We start from the raw sequence: 21,226 nt of genomic DNA on the forward strand, positions 1-21,226 counted from the left end.
AGGGTCAATTGCCCCGCTGCCCTGGTGTGTGACGGCACCAGGGCAGCGGACTTTCCGTTCCACGGCCCGCGCCCCCTTCGTGATCGCTGCCGACGTTGGCTGGGGTCGTCGCGCGATGGCGAGCAGGGCGAGCCGTCGTTCATCCGGCGGTGTCGGATGCCGGTGTCGGCCGGGGCCGGAGCTGGGTGAGGTTGTCGATCATCAGTCCGAGGGTGAACTCGAACCGGTCGTGTCCGGTGCCGGAGGTCAGCTCAGCGGCATAGCGTCGGGTCTGCGGAAACGTGTCGGCCGGCAGTGCGGTGAACCGGCCGATCAGCTCCTCGCGGCCGAGGACCCATTCCTGGTCCGGGTGCCTGCGCCGCTGCTGGACCAGCGACTGCTCCAAGGCGTAGGCGCTGACGTAGAGGGACAGAGCATCGAGCACCCAGGCGGCGTTCCGCGGTTCGATTCCGCCGGCGAGCAGGATCGCCAAAAGCCCTTCCTTGACCCGCAACGTGGAGAGATTGGTCGGGACTACGCCCAGCGCGGCCCGGGAGACTCCGGGGTACTTCAGGTACTGGTCGCGGATCTGCGCGTACACGTCGAGGATCTGCTTGCGCCACGTGGCCGGGTCCGGTTCGGGCAGCACGACCTCGGAGCAGAGCCGGCCGACGAGCAGATCGTCGATGTCCTCTTTGCTGACGATGTGCGCGTACAGCGATGACGGCCCGGTGCCGAGTACCGCGGCGACTCGGCGGATGGTCAGCGCGTCGTAGCCCTCGGTGGCCACGACTTGCAGGGCGGCGTCGGTGATCCGGTCGACCGTGATGGGCTTCTTGCGTGGTGGCGCCGCTGCGGGCTCCCCAGCGGGCTGGGCGTGACGAGCTGCTCGGCGTTGCCGGGGATCGGAGGGCATACGGATCACTATAGCTTGACACGATCTAAGTTCGCCAAGTAGACCTTAGATCGTGCCTGCAGAACTAAGTTCGTATCGGAGTCTGCGTGGTGCGCGTACCCCCTGCTCAGGTCCTGAACAGGGTTCGGAAAGTCTGTTCAGGAGGTGTGTGATGCGAGTTTCCGTGGTCGGAGCCGGTCTGGGAGGTCTGTGCCTGGCACAGGGGCTTCGTGGTGCCGGGATCGAGGCCGAGGTGTACGAGCGGGACCCGGCGATCACCGCGCGGTTCCAGGGCTACCGGCTCATGCTGAGCCCGACGGGGTTCGAGGCGCTGCGCGGCTGTCTGCCGCCGCGCTGGCACCCGCTGCTGGACGCGATCGTCGGTGACGCCTATGCCGGGCAGCTGATCCTGGACCCGCAGCTGAACCAGATCGGCGAGCTCGGCCCCGGCAGGACCGGGATCGTGGTCGACCGGCATGTGCTGCGGCACCTGCTGCTGACCGGACTCACCGTGCGCACCGGAGCCGCGCTGACCGGCTACGACGTGTTGGACGACGGCAAGGTCGAAGCCCGGTTCGCGCACGGCGCCCCGACCACCGCCGACCTGCTCGTCGGGGCGGACGGGGTCGGCTCCGCCGTCCGCGCGGTGCTCTCGCCGCGGACCACCGCGACCGACACCGGCACCCGGTTCGTCATCGGCCGTACGCCGCTGACCGAGCGCTTTGCCACCCTGGAGCGGGCCTTCGGCTCGAAGATCGCCGGGGACGAGGTGAGCCTGATGCTCGGAGCGATGCGTTTCCGTACCCCGCCGAAGCAGGCGGCCGAGGAACTGGCACCCGAGGTGACCCTCCCCGATATCCGCGACTACGTGCGCTGGGCCATGCTCCTGCCACCGAACGGCTCGCTCGGCGCGAACGGCTCGCTCGGCGCCCCAACCGCGCAGGAGGCCGCGCTGGCCAGGATGGAGGGCTGGCATCCGGACCTGCGGGCGCTCATCGAGCAGGCCGACCCGGACAACAGCACCCTGCTGTCCATCCGGGTGGTCGAGCCCCGCGAGCGCTGGGCGCCCGGTCCGGTCACACTGCTCGGAGACGCCATCCACGCCACCTCCCCGACCGGCGGCAACGGTGCGAACACCGCCCTGCGCGATGCCGACCTGCTGCGCCGCTGCCTGATCGAGGCCGCCGAGCGCCGCCAAGACCTCCTCGGCGCGGTCGGCGACTACGAGCGGCAGATGTTCGAGTACGGGGGTGAGGCCGTGCGCCACAGCCTCGCCGCGCTACCCGCCTTCGTCCCGAACCCGGAGGGCAGGGGTTGATCAGGCTGTCAGGGCAGGTCAGCGCACCGCCGCGGCCGTATTCCTGATGGGCCCGCATCGCCCGGTCCTGGCCCGGGGCCAGGGCCGGATGGCAGCGGCAGCGGGCTTGGACGGAGGTCTTCTCGTCGCTGGAGACGACGTACTCGTCCGGCCCGAGCGGGACACTCGAGCGTACGGGAGTGTAGGTCAAGGACACGCCGGGCTTTGGCGCGGAAGTCCGGGTCGCGGATGAACATCCAGGACCGGTACTGCCAGGGTTTGAGCACGTCCCCGCGCAGCCAGCGGCGCACCAACAGAGCTCAGCCTTCCGCGACCGCCGACTCGAGCAGGGACAGCGTCTGGTTGTCCGCGTCCACGTGTGCGCGGACGCCGATGGGCAGCGGCAGGTTGGGCGAGGTGTGGCCGAAGTCGACCTGGGCGAGGACCGGGATGTCACGCTGCGCCAGGACATCGAGTACCACGTCGCGTAGACCTGCGCGCTCTCCGCCACCCTCGTAGGGCGTGACCTCGGTCGGGATGCCGACCACCATGCCCGCGATCCGGTCCAGCACACCGGACAGCCGCAAGGTGTGCAGGTCGTTCCAGATCCGCGAGACCGGCCGCTGCACCTCCTCCCAGAACAACACGGCGCCCTCGAAGCGTTCGGCGGCCGGCGCGAACGGTGTCGCCTGCAAGAGGACCAGGCGGTTCAGCAAACCGCCGAACAGTGGTCCCTGCGCGCGGCCCGGCCGCCAGGTTTCCCAAGCCCCCATCGCCGGCAGCACACCCGGCGCCTCGGCCTTGGTGAGCACACGGGTGTAGAGGTCGACGAGCTCGGAGCGACGGGCCTCGTCGCCCAGCGTGTACCAATCACTGCCGAAGCCGTGGGTGGCGATGTCGGAGTGGAGGCCGACGAGGCCGGTCTTGGCGTACAACGCCATGTGCAGCAGCGAGATGTCGCTGTAGCCGAGGATCGGTTTCGGGTCGGCCCGGATCGCGTCCAGATCGATCAAATCAAGATAGCCGATGGTCGTCTGTCCACCGGTATGCGCGACGATGGCCCGCACCTCCGGGTCCCGGAGCAGAACATTGAGTTCATCGGCCTGCTCCGCCGGAGTGCCCGACGCCCACCAGCGATTCCGCGCCGGGTTGACCATCGGGCTGACCCGCACGCGGAAACCCATCCGCTCGAGTATCGCCACACCGCGGGCAAGCAGTGGTTCCTCACCCGGCTCGAGCTGGCCCGAGGGCGCGGTAACGACCACGAGGTCGCCGGAACGTAGCGCGCGGGGCCGAAGGATCGCAGGCATGGGACCTCCTCCTTGTTGATCAATAATGGCGAGCAACAAGGCCCGTGCCGCGGGTATTCCGCCGCACCGACGGCGCAGATAGGTGCGGTGGTGGTACCCCGGCAGCAAGAAAGGCAACACGCCGACACGCCGAGCACGCCGATCTGCGCGACCGCTCAGCTTCTCGCTGAGGAGGACTCCTCCTCGCGGGCTTCCGTGTAGCGGTTTTCCGGTACCGGGAGGCCCAGGTTGCCGCGGAGGGTGGTGGCCTCGTACTCGGTGCGGACGATGCCGCGTTCCTGGAGGATCGGAACGACCTCCTCGCGGAAGCGCCGCCACTGGCCGGGGTGCCCGATGGGGTAGTTGAAGCCGTCGAGGGCGCGGCCCTCGAACCACTCCTGAAGCCGGGTGGCCACCGTTTCCGGCGATCCCGCGAACGGGGTCGGGCGCGGGCTCGAGATGAACTCCACGGTCTGGCGGAGCGTCCAGCCCTTTTCCTTCGCCTTGTTGGCGATCTTCTCGGCGTTGGTACGGAAGCCGCGCTCCGCGTGGGCGAGGGCCTGTTGCGGGAACGGGGCGTCCAGGTCGTACTGGCGGAAGTCGTGCCAGCCGAACGGGCGGCCGAGTCCCGCCAGGGCTCGGTCGAAGTCCCTGTCCCCGGTCTGGATCTCGTGCTCGATCTCCCTGGCCTGGGCGTCCGTGTCGCCGACGAATACCGAGGTACCGGGCATGACGACGATGTGCCCCGGGTCGCGGCCCTTCTTCGCCGCCCGGGTCTTGATGTCGTTGTAGAACGCCTGGCCCGCCTCGATGGACGAGGCGTTGGTGAAGATGGCCTCGCCGATCGTGGCGCCGAGGTCGCGGCCCTGCTCGGAGTCGCCGGCCTGGAAGATGACCGGCCGGCCCTGCGGGGAACGGGAGACGTTCAGCGGGCCGACGACCTGGAAGTGCTCACCCTTGTGGTTCAGGGCGTGCTGCCTGGCCGGGTCGAGGAAGGTGCGCGTGGCACGGTCGCGCGGGAACGCGTCCTGCTCGTAGGAGTCCCACAGTCCCTGGGCGACCTGGACGAACTCCAGGCCCCTGGCGTAGCGGGTGTCGTAGTCGTAGTGCTCGTCGCGGGAGAAATTGCCCGCGGCGCCCGCGTCGCCGGTGGTGACCACGTTCCAGCCGGACCGGCCGCCGGAGATGAGCTCCAGGGAGGCGAAGCTGCGGGCGGTGTTGAACGGGTCGTTGTAGGAGGTGGTCACGGTGGCGACCAGACCCAGGTGGCTGGTGCTGCCTGCCAGGGCCGACAGCAGGGTCAGCGGCTCAAGGCGGTTGAGGTAGTGCGGCGCCGAGTCCGCGGTGATGAACAGACCATCGACGATGAAGACCAGGTCGAACTTGGCCTCCTCGGCCAGGCGGGCCTGCTCGATGTACCAGTTGATGCTGACGCTGGCATCGACCGGAAGGTCCTCGTCGAGCCAGAGGTAGGGCTGGCCGGGGCCGCCGGCGCCCATCGTGATCGCGCCCAGCTTGAGCTGCCGCTTCTGGGTGCTCATGCCGCCACTCCCGCGCTCTCCGCCAGGGGCTCGCCCCACAGGGCGCAGGTGTCGGCGTGCTTGCCGCCGACCAGGTAGGCCGCCTCGGACGTGGACGTGGACGTGGACGAGGCCGAGGACGAGCCGCCTAAGGACAGCCTGATCCTCGGCTGCTGGGCCGGCTTGACGCCGGAGTAGTGGTTCTCGACCTGGTAGTACTGGCCGTGGTAGTCGATGACCCGGCCGCCGCTCAGCCTTATCTCCGGCTGGTCCCTGGTACTGATCGTGCCAATGAACTCGACAGGCATGCGGTTGGTTCCTTCCTGGTACCGCTGACTTCTTCTCGTGACTGCTGCTTGCCTGGCCTGTTGTGAGGCGCTCAGCGTAGCGGCCGCGTAGATCGGCGTGTGCTCATGGTCGGCGATGCGGGCGTTCGTCCCGGCGGTGTTCACCGATGGAACGGTCAGCAGCTTCCGGGTCATGCTGTACAGCAAGGACACGGTTACGGAAGACATGATCCCGGCGGACTGACCGCACCCCGCCCACCCGCGGGGAGACAGGAGCACGCTGCTCAGACGCACTTGAGCGGGGGGCTAACGTGGCTGCGGGGGCACACCCAAAAAGGTCATCAACGGAAGAGCCGCGAGGCGGGGGCCAGGAGGGCGCCGACGGCCACCATCTCCGCGAGCAGCGGGACCGGTAGGTGGGCGCCTGGCGTGTACTTCAGGTGGTTGCTTGAGTGGTTGTGCCGCTCGGGACATGTTTCATTCCATGCTTTCCAAGAGGTTGTGGGGTCCCGCGTACGGTACGCAGGACGTAGACCCGCATCCAGTCGCGCTTGGCGGAGTTCAGGGTCCAGGTGCCCTTGGCGTACAGGCTTCCGGCGGCCACCGGCCGTCATCGCCGACGAGGCGGTCCGCCTCGTCGCGGACGGTGCGATCGTCGTGGACGTCCGCCGCGCGTACGAGTGGAACCGTGTGCGGATCCCGGGGCCGTGCACATGCCGCTCGAAGCGCTGCCCGAACGCTGCCTGGAGCTGCCCGACGACCGCCTGTTTCCCCTTTCGAAGTTGAAGTTTGACTGCAACCAAGTTTCATGCAGACTGTAACTCGCCAGAAAGGCTCCCGGGCCGCACAGCGGCGCAGTGCGTGCTTGGGGGCGGCCGGTCACCGTTCCCGTGGGCCGATCGCACGAAGCCCCGACGTGCCACAGAAGGTCACCGGGCACGGCTTGTTGCGTACCAGAGAGTGCCCCGTCGTAGCGACAGGGAGAAAGAGGAACAATGAACCGGCGCGCGGTCGTCACGGCGGGAACTGGCGGAATCGGTCTGGAGACCGCGGTGGGCCTCGCCGCGGCCGGATACGCGGTGACCGTGGTCGGCCGCGACGCGGGGCGGGGCGGCAGCGCCGTCGAGCGCATCAACGCCGCCGGCACCGCCGCGGAGGCCCGGTTCGTCACCGCCGATCTCGCATCCCTGTCGGAGGTACGGGAGCTTGCCGATCGCGTGGCGGCGGACGGTGCTCTGAGCGTGCTGGTCAACAACGTCGGAGCGATGTTCGACGACCGGCGCGTGACGCCCGACGGCATCGAGGCGAGCTTCGCGCTCAACCATCTCAGCCCCTACCTGCTGACGGAGTTGCTGCTCCCCGCCCTGCGCGCCGGCGCTCCCAGTCGCGTTGTGAACGTCACCTCCGGCTCGGTCCGCATCCCGACCGGCCGCATCGACACCGCCGAGCGGCAAGGCGGGTACTACGGCCTCCACGCGTACGGCCGCGCAAAGCTCGCCAACCTCGCCTACACCCTGGACCTGGCGCAGCGCCTGAAGGGTGACGGCATCTCCGTGTTCGCCGCCGATCCCGGTGGCGCGGTCACCACCATGACCACCGGGACCATGTCCTCGGCCCGAGTTGTCGCCCCCTGGCTGCGGCCCTTCTGGCCGCTGGTCCACAAGGCCTTCCAGCGCACCACGTCCGGGACCCCGGCGCAGGCCGCCCGCTCGTCGGTCGCCGCTGCGACCGACCTCGCCCTCGCCGGCCGGCCGGGACTTGTCGTCGGCCCTGACGGCCTGCCGCTCTCGCCACCGCGCCGGGCGACCGACCCTCGCCTGGCCGAGGCCGTCCGCACACTCAGCCGACGCCTCGCGCCGCCGATGGACGGAGCCTGATGGCAGCCCTGGCCCGCTGACATGTGGCCGTGCCCGGCACACATCTGAGTTCTTTCGAGCCGGGGGATGTCCCGCCGATCACGCAACCTCGGACCGCGCCCCACCGGGACACGAATCTCAGGTCGAACCCGTGAACGGAACGGTAGAAGCCCCGACGATCGCCCTCAGCGTGCGGCTGCCGCGCGGGATCGGCTGGGGCGGCGCGGCAGAAGTGGACCGTGACGGGGGGCTAGTGGGTCGCCGGGGAAGCCGTGTGGTCCGTGTGGTCCGCGTGGTCCGTGTGTGCCGGGTCCGGGGCGAGCTCTCGCAGGAGGCCGGGGGAGAAGTTGCCGCCGGTGAGGATCGTGGCCAGGGAAGCGACACCGAGGTCGTGACGCAGTGCGGCGGCGATGCCGACCGCGCCCGAGGGTTCCAGGATCAGGCCCAGGGTGTCCCGCACCAACCGCAGTGCCCGCCGGATGTCCTCCTCCTCGACGAGGAGAACCTCGTCGACGACCTCGCGCATCCAGGCCACCGCCGCGGGCACCGGCACCCGTACGGCGATGCCGTCCGCCATGGTGCGCACCGGTCCCGTGGTCCGGGGCACGCCGGTGCGCCAGCTCGTCGCCATGGCGGGGGCGCCGGCCGCGCACACCCCGATGATCCGGGTACGAGGTGAGCGGGCCTTCGTCCAGCAACCGATGCCGCTGATGAGTGCGCCGTTGCCGACCGGGACCACGATCGCGTCGAGACCGAGCGGGGCCAGTTCCACGGCGATGGTGCCGGCTCCCTCCGCGATGAGCGGCTCGTCGCCGTCCTCCACGAAGACGCACTCCGGGCGGGTGCCGGCGTACACCCGGGCCGCGTCCTTGGCGGCGTCGAAGTCGGCTCCCGACAGTAGGACTTCGGCGCCCAGTTCCCGCATCCGCGCCACCTTGTTGGGGTTGGCGTCATGGGCGGCGAACACCGTCACCGGGATACCGCGGGCCCGTCCGGCATACGCCATGGCCTGGCCGAAGTTGCCGGCCGAGGCGCAGACGACATGCCGCGCGGCCGCCGCTTGCCGCCGTAGAAAGAGGTCCGCTCCGCGGCCCTTGAAGGACCGGATCGGGTTCAGCGTCTCCACCTTGACCACGGTGTCCCGGCCGAGTGCGCGGGAGAGCGAGGGGTCCGCGAACTGGGGAGTGTGGAGGAAGGCAGGGGCGATGAGACGGGCGGCCTCGTCGATACCGTCAGGAGACAAACGCGTTACGGTCATGACTCATCCTAGGTCGGCGCTCGGCGTGTCGGAAGCGTTGGCGCCAGCCCCGCCAGTACCACGCCGACACGGGTGAGTACCGGCAGTGCCACGCTGAAAACTGTCTCGTTGAGGAACATCACGAACGCTGCCACCACGAGCACACCGATGAGCGGTCCGGTTCGGTTCTCCTGTTGTGCGGGCGGTGTCGTAGCCGTCGTCACACCAGGGAAACCGGGGCACCGGTGGCGCTCCAGACCGTGCCGCGCCGTTCGTGCCGGATGAGTTCCGAGACGGCATGGGCAACGCGGGGTCCGACCTCGCGTTCGACCAGGTACAGGGCGAGGTCGATGCCGGAGGTGACATTGCCGCAGCTGAGCAGGTTGCCGTCGTCGACCATGCGGGCCTCTACCGGGACGGCCTTCGTTCCGGCGAGGTCCTGGCCCCGCTCGTGAGTGACCAGCGGCCGGCCGTCCGCCAGGCCGGCGTGGGCGAGGAGGATGGAACCCCCGCAGACGGTGGCCACGGTCATGTCCGGGCGGGCCAGCGCCTCGCGCAGCCGGCCCGGCAGATCCGTGGAGCGCGCCTGGCTGAGAATCCAGCCGATGTCGCCGGCGACGCCGGGATCCAGCGAGAGGCTTCCCGCGGCGCCGGGGACGACGATCACGCTTTTCTTGTTCACGTCCACGGCGGAGGTCGCGGTGAGCTTGATCGACGGGAATCCACTGACCACTTCCCGTGCGCCTTCGGCACTGACGAACTCGGTGGACACCTCTCCGCCGGAGAACTCGCCCGCGGAGTGGAAGACTTCGAAGGGTCCAAGGACATCGAGGGGGTCGAAGCCGTCGTAGAGCGCGATCTGTACATGCATGACACAAGTCCTTGTCCGGTCGGGAAGAGCGGTCGGTGAAACGGCGCCGGAGGTAATGGGCAAACCGGTCAGCCCAGCATCCGGCGCAGCGCGTGAGCGCTCGCGGTGACGGCCTGGTTGAACCGGGGGCCGAGATGGACGAACGGCAGGAAGCCGTGCGGCAGGTCCGCTTCGCGGACGGCTGTGACCGGGACACCCTCGGAGCGAAGCTTGTCGGCGTAGGCCTCGCCTTCGTCACGCAGCGGATCGAATCCCGCCGTGACGAGGTGCGCCGGCGGCGTGTCCCGGGCGACCTCGCCGTAGACGACCGACACATCCGGATCCGTACGGTCCACTCCAGGGGGGAGGTAGTGGTCATAGAACCAGAGGATGTCGTCGTCGGTGAGCAGGAATCCCTTGCCGTAGGTGTCCCGGGACGGGTGACGCGTGGCCAGGTCCGTGGCGGGATACAGCAGCCACTGCCCCGCCGGGACGGGGCCGTGCCTCCGCTCGGCGGCACGACGGGCGGTCACCGCGGCGAGCGTGGCCCCCGCGCTGTCCCCACCGACCACGATCCTGCCCGGGTCGATGCCGAATTCCTCAGCCCGCGAAACGGTGTCGTCGAATGCCGCCAGTGCGTCGTCCACCGCGGCGGGGAACGGGTCCTCGGGTGCGAGCCGGTAGCCCACCGACAGCACCCGGTGGCCTGAGTGTTCGGCGAGAAAGCGTCCCACGTGGTCATATCCGGCGCGGCTGCCGATCACCCAGCCTCCGCCGTGGAAGAACACCAGCGCACCCGAGGTTCCGGGGCGGGACGCGGGTTCGTACAAGGTCGCCTCCAGAGCGTTCCGCCCGCCCTTCAGGCCTACCTCGGTCACCGTCACCGCCCGCGTCGGCCGCCGGCCGGCACGGAGCATCGGTGCGTCGCGCTCCAGCGTCGCGCGGGACAGCTCCGGTGAGTCCTCGACGACCAGAGCCGACTCCTTGCCGCCGAGGGAGCGGATCAGCAGGCGGGCATCGACGGCCAGTGCTTCGCCGTCCACGATGATCTCCGGTCCCGCCATCGCCGACCGCACCCGATCCGGCAGCCGGCCCAGCAGTCCGACCATCACCTCCTGTGCCCGCACCCCCATCGGCACTGAGGCATCCCTGGCCATGCCGGCCCCTCCCGCTTAGTTACAGCTTGACTGAAAGCCTGTTTCAGGCAGACTGTAACCCAAGGGAGGAGGCCACGCCAGTGCGTGCCGACGCGGCGAGCCGACGAGCGGCTCGGTGCTTGTCCGGGCGCGGCCCTTACGCAGTGACAGGAAGAAGGAGGAACCGATGACGGTACCGATGGACACCGAAATCGCGGCCGCGCTGTCCCCGGTAGTCGCGGCGATGAAGGCCGCACCCCCGCCGGCACCCGGTGACTGGCAGACCCGGCGGGAGGTGTTCGGCGAGGCGATAGCCGCTCAGGCCGCGGAGCTCAACGCCCCTCCCGGCGTCACGGTGACACCCTGCTCGGCCACGGCCGGCGACGGGGCCACGATCCCCTTGCGCCTGTACCGGCGGCAGGGTGCCCGGGTGGCGTCACTGGCCGTCTACCTGCACGGCGGCGGGATGTTCCTCGGCGGCCTTGACACCCACGACACACAATGCCGCATCTATACACACCTCTCCGGCGTCGCGTTGCTTTCGGTCGGCTACCGCCTGGCCCCCGAGCATCCGCACCCGGTCCCCGTAGAGGACTGTTACGCCGCTCTGCGCTGGGCCGTGGCGAACGCCGCCGGCCTCGGCATCGACCCCGCTCGCATCGCGATCATGGGAGACAGCGCCGGTGGTGGCCTCGCGGCCGCGGTGGCTCTTCTTTCCCGGGACCGCCGGGGCCCTGCCCTGGCGGCCCAGATCCTGATCTACCCCATGCTCGACGACCGGACCATCGTCGCCCAGCCCGACCTCGCCGACACGGCGACCTGGAGTGCGGCGGACAACCTCACCGGCTGGCGCTGTCTGTTGGGTGATGCCGCGGGCGGCCCTGACACCCCCGCCTATGCCGCCCCTGCCCGCGCCGACAACCTGGGCGCGCTTCCACCCGCTTACATCGAAACGGGCCAGCTCGACCTCTTCCGCGATGAGAACATCGCCTACGCGCAACGGCTCGGCCGCGCCGGGGTGCCGGTCGAGCTCATCCAGTACCCCGCCGTACCCCATGCCTTCGACACCTTCGATCCCGCGGCAGCCGTCAGCCGCCGCGCGGTCGGCAATCGCGTACGGGCACTGGGGGCCCTGTGAGTGTCCAGGCAGCCGCTCGCCGTGTGCCGCTATGCGGCGGTCGCGTGTGCCGCTATGCGGCGGTCGCGCGGTTGGCGGCTTCCCACAGGGCCGTGCCGAGCTCCTGGCTGTGGAGCTGGGCAGAACCCCTGGCGGGGCGGGTGCGGACGAAGTAGGCGCCGTCAAGGGCCTGTTGGCGGGTGGCCAAATCAACCAGCCGTTCGGCGCCTTGGCGAGGGGTGCCGATGAACGGGCGGGCGGCGGTCTTCAGGAGGCTGCCGGTGCGTCCCATGTACCGGCCGAAGTCCGAGGCCATGATGCCGGGGTGGAAGTCGCCGGCGTCCACGCCCGGGTTGCGGCGGTGGAACTCGCGTAGCAGCACTCCAGCGGCGAGCTTGGCCCGGGCGTAGGTCCGGTGGCCCGACACACGCGGCTCTCCCGCGAGGGCGGCGTCGAGGTTGTTCGGGGAAAGAACGGCGTTGTTGTGGGACCGGGAGTTGGTCAGAAGGACGCGGCCGGTACCGAGCTGCCCGGCCAGCTGTGTCATCAGCAGCCACGGCGCCAGGGCGTTGGCCTGGAAGGAGGCGTCGATCCCGGCGTCGGTGAGGCACGGGGGCATGACCCCTCCGGCGTTGAGCGCCAGTACGTCGATGTTCGGTACGGCGTGGGCCAACCGCGCGGCCAGACCGCGGGTCTGGGACAGGCTGGTGAAGTCGGCCGTGTAGGTGGGCGCGCGCAGTTCCTCACCGATGGCCCGTGTGCGTTTCTCATCGCGGCCCACGAGGTGCAGTGCGGCGCCTCGGGCGCTGAGGAGGCGGGCGGCCTCGGCGCCCGCACCCGAACTCGCCCCCGTCAGCACGATGGTCTTGCCCGTGAGGTCCATGGAAGCGTCATCCTTTCGGCGCGCCGCTGACCGAGAGGCGGTCGGCGGCGGGGCTGGCGGATTCGACGGCGTCCAGCAGGCACTGGGCCAGATCGGCGCGGCTGATCGCCAGGGGCGAGGGGGTTGTGATGTCGGGGCGGGCGGACCAGGCAGGTGAGGCGGGCCGGTCGGTCAGCGAACCGAAGTAGGCGATGGTGAAGTCGAGCCCCGAGGCGGCGAGGATCGCCTCCGCGGTGTCGAAATCCTGGTAGTCACGGCGGATGAGCAGCCGGGTCAGTGCCTTGAGCGGCCACGCGGTGTGCTGTCGTGAGGCGCCGCTTCCCCAGGCCAGCGGCATGGCGATACGCCGTACCCGATGCAGATGCATGGCGGCCACCAGATTCGCGGTGGCCCGGGCCATCACCGCGGAGCCGGTACGTGCCTTGAGCCAGAGCGGATTGCCCAGTGCGCTGACGATCGCGTCCTGCCCGTCGACGGCGCGGCGTACGGCGGCCAGGTCATCGCCCACAGCGCCCTCCACGATGCGCGGCCCCGACGTCTCGGCCTGCCCCGCACCCCGTCGTACGAGCGCGGTCACCTGGTGCCCGCGCTCCAGGGAGTGGGTGACAACCTGCCTGCCCAGGCCGCCGTTGGCGCCGACCACGAGGAGCTTCATCTCCGTCATCTCACTTCATCTGGATCACCGGGCATCCGCGGCCGTGCCGGCGGATCGCGCACCCCCGCACGTTTCAGCTGGCCTGAAACTCAAGGCCCAGTCCCGCGCCGCGCCCGCTCGAACTGGAGACTGCCCGGAATCCCAGTTAAAGTCAAACTGAAACTTTCCGAAGAGGAACGAGGAGTCGTGACCGCCCAGCCCCCGCCCACCAGCACCGCCTTCCTGCTCGCCGCCCTGGGGCGGCGAACACGCCAGGACGTCGAACGGGCACTCAAGCCGACCGGCTACACACTGCGCCATCTCGCGGCCCTCGGTCACTTGACGGGGGAACCGGGAATGTCCTACAGCGAACTGGGCCGCAGGGCAGGGATCACCGCACAGAGCGCCCAAGCCACCGTCCGGCAACTGGAAGAGCGCGGTGCCGTCGAGCGCCGCACCGACCCCGGACGAGGCCGCACCGCGGAACTCCACGTCACGGCGACCGGCCAGGATCTCCTGCGGGCGGGGCGCGATGCCTACGCCGAAGTGGATGCCGCCCTGGAACGCGTGCTCGGGAAGCAGCGGCGCCAAGACCTCACCGGGCTTCTCCTGTCGGCGCTGTCCGGAGGCTCTTCAGGGAGGGATGAGCGCTGAGGAGCCGGACGCGATCCTGTGTCCGGAAAACCTCACCGGTCCATCCCCGGTTCGCTGACGGCAAGCAAGAGGCGGCAGAACTGGATAGGGTGATCCGGTTGCTACGGTGGTCCCATGAGCCCCGGCGCCCAGCACCCTGACGACTCCGCCGCCCAGCCATTGCGCAGTGACGCCGAGCGCAACCGCGGGCGGATCGTCGCCGCCGCGCGCACGGTGTTCGGGCGTGAGGGGCTGAACGCCTCCATGGCCTCCGTGGCCCGCGAGGCGGGAGTGGGGATCGCCACCATGTTCCGCCGCTTCCCCACGAAGGAGGAGCTGGTCGCCGCCGTCTTCTCCGACCGCATGGATGCCTATGCCGACGCGGTGGCGGTCGCCCTGGACGACCCCGACCCCTGGCGTGGTTTCGTCGGCTACATCGAGGCCGCCTGCGCGATGCAGGCCGCCGACTATGGCTTCGCCGACGTACTGACCATGACCTTCCCCACCGCCAAGGCTCTGGAGCGGCGCCGCGACGAGGCATACGAGGCCATGGTGCGGCTGATCAACCGCGCCAAGGCGACCGGCCGTCTGCGCGAGGACTTCGACCCCTCGGATCTGGTGCTGCTGCACATGGCCAACGCCGGCGTCATCAACGCTACGGGTGACGCCGCTCCCGACGCCTGGCGACGCGTCGTCGCCCTGGTGATCCAGTCCTTCGAGGCCCCGGCCCGCGGCCCCCTGCCCGACTCGCCCGAGCACGACGCCCTCTACAGGGCCATGCTCCGCGCCAGTCCGGGAGGGCCCACCGCGCCGGCGCCGGACAAGAGCGACTGACCGCGGGGCGGGGCGGGGCGGCGGGCATCGGCAAGCCGCTGGTCCGGTGTCAGAGGCTGAAGACGAGCTCGGCCCGGTCGCGCTGGGTGGTGTGCAGGTCCCAGTAGACGGGGGAGATCTGCTCGGGCTCGGCCGTCGGGAAGCCGGGGACGACGGACATGCCGATGGAGACGTCGATGCCGACGTGGGCGGCCTGGATGCCGGTGCCGTCCAGTTCCTTGTGGAGGTTGATGGCCCAGTTGCGCAGGGCCGCCGCGGCGGCGTTGACGTTGCCGACCTGCGGTACGGGGTCGATGGAGCCGGCGCCGGTGGTGTAGAGCAGGGTGCCCGTGCCGGCTTCGCGCATCGCGGGCAGTACGGCTTTGGTGGCGGTCATGGCGCCGTAGAGCTGGAATTCGATCTCGTGCTGTACGTGGGGCGGTTCGGTGTCGGCCGGGCTGGTCAGAGTGGTGGAGCCGAAGGTGCCGACGGGGGAGTATTCGAGGACGTCGATGCGGCCGAACTGGGTGGCGGCATCCTTGAGGGCTTGGGTGAGTGCGCCGCGGTCGAGCACGTCGGCGGGGAAGGCGGCGGCGGTGATGCCCTCGGTGGTGAGCGTGCCGACGAGGTCGTCGAGCTTGTCGCGGTCGCGCGAGATGAGGGCGACGTCGAGGCCGTGGGAGCCGAAGGTGCGGGCGATGGCCAGGCCCAGCTGAGGGCCGGCTCCGACGATGGCGATGCTGGTCACGGGCATGTCCCTTTCATGAAGGCGGTAGCGGCCGAGCGATCTGGATAGGCCTATCCGGTTTTTAATCGGATAGGCCTATCCGATTCGCTGTCGTCACCGTACCACCAAAATGGATAAGGTAATCCGGTTCGTCGGTCGCCAGGCCGTTTGCCGGTGGCGGGTCCTGTTCGCCCGGACTGTGGCCGCTGTGAGACCGACCACAGGGCCGGGGCCCGTCGGGTGGCGTCGCCGGGCCGCCGAGCGAGACCAGAAAATCCGCCTCCCACCAGGCACGATACGAAAGGGGCGGTGGCCGTTGGGAACGGCGTGCCACCGTGGCGCGTGGCCGCGGGCTCGGGCCGCCGACGCCTCGGAGGGCGAGCGGATCCTGTTAACGCTGGGTAAACTGCCTGTTCGGCGTATGCGGGGGTCGGTTCGACCGGAGGGGCGGAACATGCCCGTCCGGCCGCCGGTGCCCGCGATTCGAGCCGGCCGCTGGACGGCCGCGCCGAGTGGTCGCCCTCGCGGAAACCATCAGCCGCGAGCGGGTGTTCGGGACCCGGCTCAGTGTGGAGCCGGATGGCAGAGGCCGATGGTCCGGGTTGACCGGGCGGTGTCGCCGAACATTCGGTTCACCGACTGCGGAGAGGCCGGATGGCCGTAATAGACGAGTCCCAAGCACTGATCGACGAGCCCCAAGCACTGATCGACCCGCTGCTCGCCCCCGCCGAGCGGGAGCCCGCGGCGCCGCTCGCCCTGTTCCCCGGACGCGGCGCCCACCCCGAGCGCACCCTCATGGACGTCCTCGGAGAGACGGCCCGTCGCCACCCGAACGCCCCTGCCGTCGACGACGGTACGGAGCCGCTCAGCTACCGTGCGCTCCTCGCCGAGGTGGAGAGGGTGCGGCTGCGGCTGGTCGAGGCGGGCCTCGGGGTCGGTGACCGGGTGGGCATCCGGGTCCCGTCCGGGACCGCCGACCTGTACGTCGGGATCCTTGCCGTGCTGGCCGCCGGCGCGGCCTATGTGCCGGTGGACGCGGAGGACCCGGACGAGCGGGCCGAGCTGGTCTTCTCCGAGGCCGGGGTGAGCGTGGTCCTCGGTGCCGGGCTCGAGATGACGGTGCTGGCCGAGCCGCACGGCGTCCCCGGCCGTCCGGGGCCCGGCGACGACGCGTGGATCATCTTTACCTCCGGATCGACCGGCAGGCCCAAGGGCGTCGCCGTCACCCACCGCGGCGCGGCCGCGTTCGTGGCCGCCGAGGCCGGGCTGTTCCTGGCCGATGAGCCCATGGGACCGGGCGACCGGGTGCTGGCCGGCCTGTCGGTGGCCTTCGACGCGTCCTGCGAGGAGATGTGGCTCGCCTGGCGCAGCGGCGCCTGCCTGGTGCCGGCGCCCCGGTCGCTGGTGCGCACGGGCGTCGACCTCGGCCCCTGGCTGGTCGAGCAGGAGATCACCGTGGTCTCCACGGTCCCCACGCTGGCGGCGCTGTGGCCGGTGGAGGCGCTGGACGACGTACGGCTGCTGATCTTCGGCGGTGAGGCGTGCCCGCCGGAACTGGCCGAGCGGATGGCGGTCGAGGGCCGCGAGGTGTGGAACACCTACGGTCCGACCGAGGCCACTGTCGTCGCGTGCGCCGCGCAGCTGACCGGCGAGGGCCCGGTGCGGATCGGGCTGCCGCTGGACGGCTGGGAGCTGGCGGTCGTGGACTCCCGGGGCGAGGTCGTACCCATGGGCGAGGTCGGCGAGCTGGTGATCGGCGGGGTCGGGCTGGCCCGGTATCTCGACCCGGCGAAGGACGCCGAGAAGTACGCCCCGCTGCCGTCGCTGGGCTGGTCGCGGGCGTACCGCAGCGGCGACCTGGTGCGCGCCGAGGAGGAGGGGCTGCTGTTCGTCGGCAGGGCCGATGAACAGGTCAAGCTGGGCGGCCGCCGCATCGAGCTGGGCGAGGTGGACGCCGCGCTCCAGGCGCTGCCGGGGGTCGCGGGCGCGGCGGCCGCGGTACGGAAGACCAAGGCGGGCCACCAGCTGCTGGTGGGGTACGTCGTAGCAGAGGAAGAGAGCGGCTTCGACCAGGCGGACGCGCTGGACCGGCTGCGGACGGTGCTGCCCACCGCGCTGGTGCCGCTGCTCGCGGTGGTGGACACGCTGCCCACCCGTACCTCCGGCAAGGTGGACCGGGCCGCGCTGCCCTGGCCGCTGCCGGGCGTCGGCGCGGCCGGGGCGGCGGACGCGCTGACCGATACCGAGAGCTGGCTGGCCGAGCTGTGGGGCGAGGTGCTGGGCACCCCGGCGAGCGGCCCGGACGCCGACTTCTTCGCGGCGGGCGGCGGCAGCCTGGCCGCGGCCCAGCTCGTCTCGCAGATCCGGGACCGCTTCCCCAGCGGTTCGGTCAGCGACATCTACCAGAATCCGACGCTGGGCGCGCTCGCCCGGACGCTGGACGACTCCCACGCCGGGACGACGGACGTGCGCACCGTACGGCCCGTCCCCGGGCGCACCGGTGCCGCGCAGACGCTGCTGACGCTGCCGCTGCTGACGGTGGCCGGGCTGCGCTGGGGCGTGGCCGCGGCCGCGGTCCTCAACGTGCTGCGGCTCATCGGCCCCGCGCCCTGGGCGCCCACCGTCTCCTGGTGGTGGATCGCGCTCGGCTGGCTGTTCTTCGTCTCGCCGCCCGGCCGGATCACGATCGCCGCGGGCGGTGCCCGGCTGCTGCTGCGGGGGCTCAAGCCCGGTACGTACCCGCGCGGCGGCGGCGTCCACCTGCGGCTGTGGACGGCCGAGCGGCTGGCCGAACTGAGCGGTGCCACCGGCCTGTCCGGCAGTTGGCTCACCCACTACGCCAGGGCGCTGGGCGTGCGCGTCGGCGACGATGTCGATCTGCACGCGCTGCCGCCGGTGACCGGGATGCTCAAGCTCGGCAGGGGCTGTGCGGTCGAGCCCGAGGTCGATCTGTCCGGTCACTGGCTGGACGGCGATCGGCTGCGGATCGGCCGGATCCGGATCGGCGCGGGCGCCACGGTCGGCGCCCGCAGCACGCTCTTCCCCGGCGCCCGGATCGGCAAGCGCGCCGAGATCGCCCCGGGGTCCGGGGTGACCGGTGCGGTGCCCGCGGGGCGCCGCTGGGCGGGCGTGCCGGCGGCCAAGTCCGGCAAGGCGGCGCACCAGTGGTCCGAGGAGCGCCCGGCCCGCACTCGTCGCTGGGCGTTCGTGTACGGGCTGACCTCGCTGGGGCTGACCCTGCTGCCGACGCTGGCGCTGCTGCCCGCACTCGCCGTCGTCGCGCTGTTCGTCCGGGGCACCCGCGACGCGGGCACGGCGCTGCTCCACGCGCTGGCCGCGGTGCCGTTGGCGACCGTGGCCGGGATGGTCTGCTACGCGCTGATCGTCCTCGCCGGGGTGCGGGCGCTCGGCCTCGGCCTGCGTGCGGGCCATCACCCCGTCCACGGGCGGATCGCCTGGCAGGCGTGGGCCACCGAGCGGCTGATGGACATGGCGCGGGTGCATCTGTTCCCGCTGTACGCCAGCCTGTTCACCCCGGTGTGGCTGCGGGCGCTCGGGATGAAGGTCGGCCGCGACGTCGAGGCGTCGACCGTGCTGGCGCTGCCGTCGATGACGACGGTCGGCGATGGCGCGTTCCTCGCCGACGACACCATGGTCGCCAGCTACGAACTGGGTGGCGGCTGGCTCCGGATCGCCGAGTCGCGGGTCGGCAAGATGGCGTTCCTCGGCAACTCCGGCATGGCCGCGGGCGGCAGCTCGGTCCCCAAGCGCGGTCTGGTGGGCGTACTGTCCGCCGCTCCCAAGGGCGCCAAGGCGGGCAGTTCCTGGCTCGGGATGCCGCCGATGAAGCTGCCGCGCTCGGCCGAGGAGGGCGACCAGAGCCGTACGTACCGTCCGGCGCGGCGGCTGAAGTGGGCGCGCGGCGCCGTCGAACTGTGCCGGATCGTGCCCGTCATGGCCGGTGCGGCGCTCGCGGTGCTGGTGCTGGCCGCCTTCGGCGCGGTCGCCGGGCGGTGGGGATTCGCCGCCGCCCTGGCGTTGGGCGGGGTGCTGCTGCTGGCGGGCGGTGTGGTCGCGTGCGTCGTGGCGGTGCTGGCCAAGTGGCTGCTGGTGGGCCGGTTCAAGGCCACCGAACGCCCGCTGTGGAGCTCGTTCGTGTGGCGCACCGAGCTGGCGGACACCTTCGTGGAGGTGCTGGCCGTGCCGTGGCTGGCCGGGGCCGTCTCCGGTACACCGCTGATGAACTGGTGGCTGCGGGGTCTCGGCGCGCGCATCGGGCGCGGGGCGTGGTGCGAGACGTACTGGCTGCCCGAGGCCGATCTGGTGCGGATCGGCGCCGGGGCGAGCGTCAACCGGGGATGCGTGGTGCAGACCCATCTCTTCCACGACCGGATCATGCGCATGGACGCGGTCGTGCTGGAGGAGGGCGCGACCCTGGGCCCGCACGGCATCGTGCTGCCGGGCGCCACGGTCGGCGAGCACGCCACGGTGGGTCCGGCGTCGCTGGTGATGCGCGGCGAGACCCTGCCCGCGGGCACCCGGTGGCTCGGCAACCCGATCGCGGCCTGGAAGACGGGTAAGACGGGGAAGACGGAGAAGGACGACACGACGCAGAAGGCGGAGGACGCGGCGAAGTGAGCAGGGCCAAGAGCGGCCGGGCGCGGACCGCGCCCGGCGGCGGCGCCGGGGCGGCCCGGTCCGGGGACTCCTATCTGCCCGAGCACGGCAACGGCGGCTACCGGGTGACCCATTACGACCTGGAGCTGACCTACCGTCCGAACACCGGGCGGCTCTCGGGCCGCGCGCGGATCTCGGCGGTCGCCGAACCGGTCGCCGAACGGGGCGCCGAGCCGGGCGCCGAACTGGTCACCGCACCGGGCGCCGCCGGCGAGGCGCTGTCCGGGTTCAGCCTCGACCTCGGCGCGTTCCGGGTCGACGGGGTGCTGGTCGACGGGGCCCGCGCGGCCCGCTACACCCACCGGGGGGACAAGCTGCGCATCCGCCCGGCGCGCCCGCTGCCCGCCGGGGCCCCGTTCACCGTGGAGGTGCGGTACGTCGGGGTGCCCCGGCCGGTGAAGACCCGGCACTGGGGCGACCTGGGCTGGGAGCAGCTGGAGGACGGGGCGCTGGTGGCGGGCCAGCCGATCGGCGCACCGTCCTGGTTCCCGTGCAACGACCACCCGGCCGACAAGGCCTCGTACCGGATCGAGGTGACCGCGCCGTCGCCGTACGCGGTGGTCGCGCCCGGGACCCTGGACTCGCGCACGGTCAGCGCCTCCACCACGACCTGGGTGTACGAGCACCCGGCGCCGATGTCCACCTATCTCGCCACCGTCCAGATCGGCCTGTACGACCTGGTCGAGCTGACCGACGCGGCCGTGAGCGCGGTGCCCCAGCGGGCGGCGGTACCGCCGCGGCTGCGCGACCGCTTCGACCACGACTTCGCCCGCCAGCCCCGGATGATGGCCGCCTTCGAGGACCTCTTCGGCCCGTATCCGTTCGACGAGTACGCCGTGGTGGTGACGGACGACGAGCTGGAGGTGCCGGTCGAGGCACAGACGCTCTCCATCTTCGGCGCCAACCACGTCGACGGGCACCGCGGCTGTGAACGGCTGGTCGCCCATGAGCTGGCCCACCAGTGGTTCGGCAACAGTCTGACCGTCGCCGACTGGCGTCACATCTGGCTGAACGAGGGCTTCGCCAAGTATGCCGAGTGGCTGTGGTCGGAAGCCTCCGGCGGCGTCCCCGCCGCCGCCATCGCGGCCCGCACCAGGGCCAGGCTGGCGGATCAGCCGCAGGACCTGCTGGTCGCGGACCCGGGCATGCCGCGGATGTTCGACGACCGGGTCTACCAGCGGGGCGCGCTGACGCTGCACGCGCTCCGTACGGTCCTCGGCGACGACACCTTCTTCGCGGTGCTGCGGGAATGGACGGCCACGTACCGCCACGCCACTGTCACCACCGAGGAGTTCACCGCTCTCGCCCGGCGCCGCGCCGCACAGCCTCTGGACGCGCTGTTCACCGCCTGGCTCCACGCCCCGCGCCTGCCGGAACTCCCCGGCCCCAGCTGATC

At 71.1% G+C, this 21,226-nt stretch carries 17 protein-coding genes; 7 read left to right on the top strand and 10 right to left on the bottom strand.

Annotated features, from left to right (window positions below):
• Positions 1–139: 139 nt before the first annotated feature.
• On the bottom strand, positions 140–895 hold the full coding sequence (locus tag JK364_RS10235) for a TetR/AcrR family transcriptional regulator (RefSeq protein WP_201849870.1): 756 nt from the start codon (positions 893–895) through the stop codon (positions 140–142).
• A 151-nt stretch (positions 896–1,046) separates the two neighbouring features.
• On the opposite strand from JK364_RS10235, the gene JK364_RS10240 reads away from it, so the two are divergent.
• Positions 1,047–2,192 (top strand): FAD-dependent oxidoreductase, encoded by a 1,146-nt coding sequence (locus tag JK364_RS10240; RefSeq protein WP_201849872.1) that lies wholly within the window; start codon positions 1,047–1,049, stop codon positions 2,190–2,192.
• 299 nt (positions 2,193–2,491) lie between these two features.
• Here JK364_RS10240 and JK364_RS10245 read toward each other — a convergent pair whose 3' ends face one another.
• The 3 genes from JK364_RS10245 to JK364_RS10255 all read right to left on the bottom strand — a co-directional run bounded on the left by JK364_RS10245 (position 2,492) and on the right by JK364_RS10255 (position 5,288).
• Positions 2,492–3,520: a S66 peptidase family protein gene (locus tag JK364_RS10245; RefSeq protein WP_307841217.1), complete on the bottom strand. Its 1,029-nt coding sequence runs from the start codon at positions 3,518–3,520 to the stop codon at positions 2,492–2,494.
• Between the two features lie 116 nt (positions 3,521–3,636).
• The gene (locus tag JK364_RS10250; protein ID WP_201849874.1) at positions 3,637–5,001 is read right to left on the bottom strand and encodes an LLM class flavin-dependent oxidoreductase; all 1,365 of its coding nucleotides are present in this window, start codon (positions 4,999–5,001) and stop codon (positions 3,637–3,639) included.
• Positions 4,998–5,288: an LLM class oxidoreductase gene (locus JK364_RS10255; protein ID WP_201849876.1), complete on the bottom strand. Its 291-nt coding sequence runs from the start codon at positions 5,286–5,288 to the stop codon at positions 4,998–5,000. The genes JK364_RS10250 and JK364_RS10255 overlap by 4 nt, the downstream gene beginning before the upstream one ends.
• Positions 5,289–6,262: 974 nt before the next feature.
• Between JK364_RS10255 and JK364_RS10260 the strand changes: the two genes are divergently transcribed.
• Positions 6,263–7,144 (top strand): SDR family NAD(P)-dependent oxidoreductase, encoded by an 882-nt coding sequence (locus tag JK364_RS10260; protein ID WP_201849878.1) that lies wholly within the window; start codon positions 6,263–6,265, stop codon positions 7,142–7,144.
• 229 nt (positions 7,145–7,373) lie between these two features.
• Here JK364_RS10260 and JK364_RS10265 read toward each other — a convergent pair whose 3' ends face one another.
• From JK364_RS10265 to JK364_RS10275, 3 genes are all read right to left on the bottom strand, one after another.
• Complete coding sequence (locus JK364_RS10265; RefSeq protein WP_201849880.1) at positions 7,374–8,381, bottom strand: threonine ammonia-lyase; 1,008 nt, start codon at positions 8,379–8,381, stop codon at positions 7,374–7,376.
• A 199-nt stretch (positions 8,382–8,580) separates the two neighbouring features.
• The gene (locus tag JK364_RS10270) at positions 8,581–9,231 is read right to left on the bottom strand and encodes a DJ-1/PfpI family protein (RefSeq protein ID WP_201849882.1); all 651 of its coding nucleotides are present in this window, start codon (positions 9,229–9,231) and stop codon (positions 8,581–8,583) included.
• A gap of 68 nt (positions 9,232–9,299) precedes the next feature.
• Positions 9,300–10,367, bottom strand: coding sequence for an alpha/beta hydrolase (locus JK364_RS10275; protein ID WP_201849884.1), 1,068 nt, complete (start codon positions 10,365–10,367; stop codon positions 9,300–9,302).
• Positions 10,368–10,533: 166 nt separating this feature from the next.
• Between JK364_RS10275 and JK364_RS10280 the strand changes: the two genes are divergently transcribed.
• Positions 10,534–11,484 (top strand): alpha/beta hydrolase, encoded by a 951-nt coding sequence (locus JK364_RS10280; RefSeq protein WP_201849886.1) that lies wholly within the window; start codon positions 10,534–10,536, stop codon positions 11,482–11,484.
• Between the two features lie 52 nt (positions 11,485–11,536).
• Here JK364_RS10280 and JK364_RS10285 read toward each other — a convergent pair whose 3' ends face one another.
• Both JK364_RS10285 and JK364_RS10290 read right to left on the bottom strand, forming a co-directional pair.
• Positions 11,537–12,346 (bottom strand): SDR family NAD(P)-dependent oxidoreductase, encoded by an 810-nt coding sequence (locus JK364_RS10285; RefSeq protein ID WP_201849888.1) that lies wholly within the window; start codon positions 12,344–12,346, stop codon positions 11,537–11,539.
• A gap of 7 nt (positions 12,347–12,353) precedes the next feature.
• Positions 12,354–13,010, bottom strand: coding sequence for an NAD(P)-dependent oxidoreductase (locus JK364_RS10290; protein ID WP_201849890.1), 657 nt, complete (start codon positions 13,008–13,010; stop codon positions 12,354–12,356).
• Positions 13,011–13,187: 177 nt separating this feature from the next.
• On the opposite strand from JK364_RS10290, the gene JK364_RS10295 reads away from it, so the two are divergent.
• Both JK364_RS10295 and JK364_RS10300 read left to right on the top strand, forming a co-directional pair.
• A complete protein-coding gene (locus JK364_RS10295; protein WP_201849891.1) occupies positions 13,188–13,634 on the top strand; it encodes a MarR family winged helix-turn-helix transcriptional regulator in 447 nt (148 codons plus the stop codon).
• Between the two features lie 114 nt (positions 13,635–13,748).
• The gene (locus JK364_RS10300) at positions 13,749–14,447 is read left to right on the top strand and encodes a TetR/AcrR family transcriptional regulator (RefSeq protein ID WP_201849893.1); all 699 of its coding nucleotides are present in this window, start codon (positions 13,749–13,751) and stop codon (positions 14,445–14,447) included.
• A gap of 49 nt (positions 14,448–14,496) precedes the next feature.
• Here the strand turns inward: JK364_RS10300 and JK364_RS10305 are convergent, their stop codons facing one another.
• Complete coding sequence (locus JK364_RS10305; RefSeq protein WP_201850681.1) at positions 14,497–15,174, bottom strand: SDR family NAD(P)-dependent oxidoreductase; 678 nt, start codon at positions 15,172–15,174, stop codon at positions 14,497–14,499.
• Positions 15,175–15,807: 633 nt separating this feature from the next.
• Here JK364_RS10305 and JK364_RS10310 point away from each other — a divergent pair.
• Positions 15,808–19,791, top strand: a complete 3,984-nt coding sequence (locus JK364_RS10310; RefSeq protein ID WP_201849895.1) for a Pls/PosA family non-ribosomal peptide synthetase — start codon at positions 15,808–15,810, stop codon at positions 19,789–19,791.
• A complete protein-coding gene (locus tag JK364_RS10315) occupies positions 19,788–21,224 on the top strand; it encodes a M1 family metallopeptidase (RefSeq protein ID WP_201849897.1) in 1,437 nt (478 codons plus the stop codon). The genes JK364_RS10310 and JK364_RS10315 overlap by 4 nt, the downstream gene beginning before the upstream one ends.
• The last annotated feature ends 2 nt before the right edge of the window (positions 21,225–21,226 follow it).

Origin of the sequence: Streptomyces endocoffeicus, from assembly GCF_016741935.1 — a bacterium.
GTDB lineage: Bacteria > Actinomycetota > Actinomycetes > Streptomycetales > Streptomycetaceae > Streptomyces > Streptomyces endocoffeicus.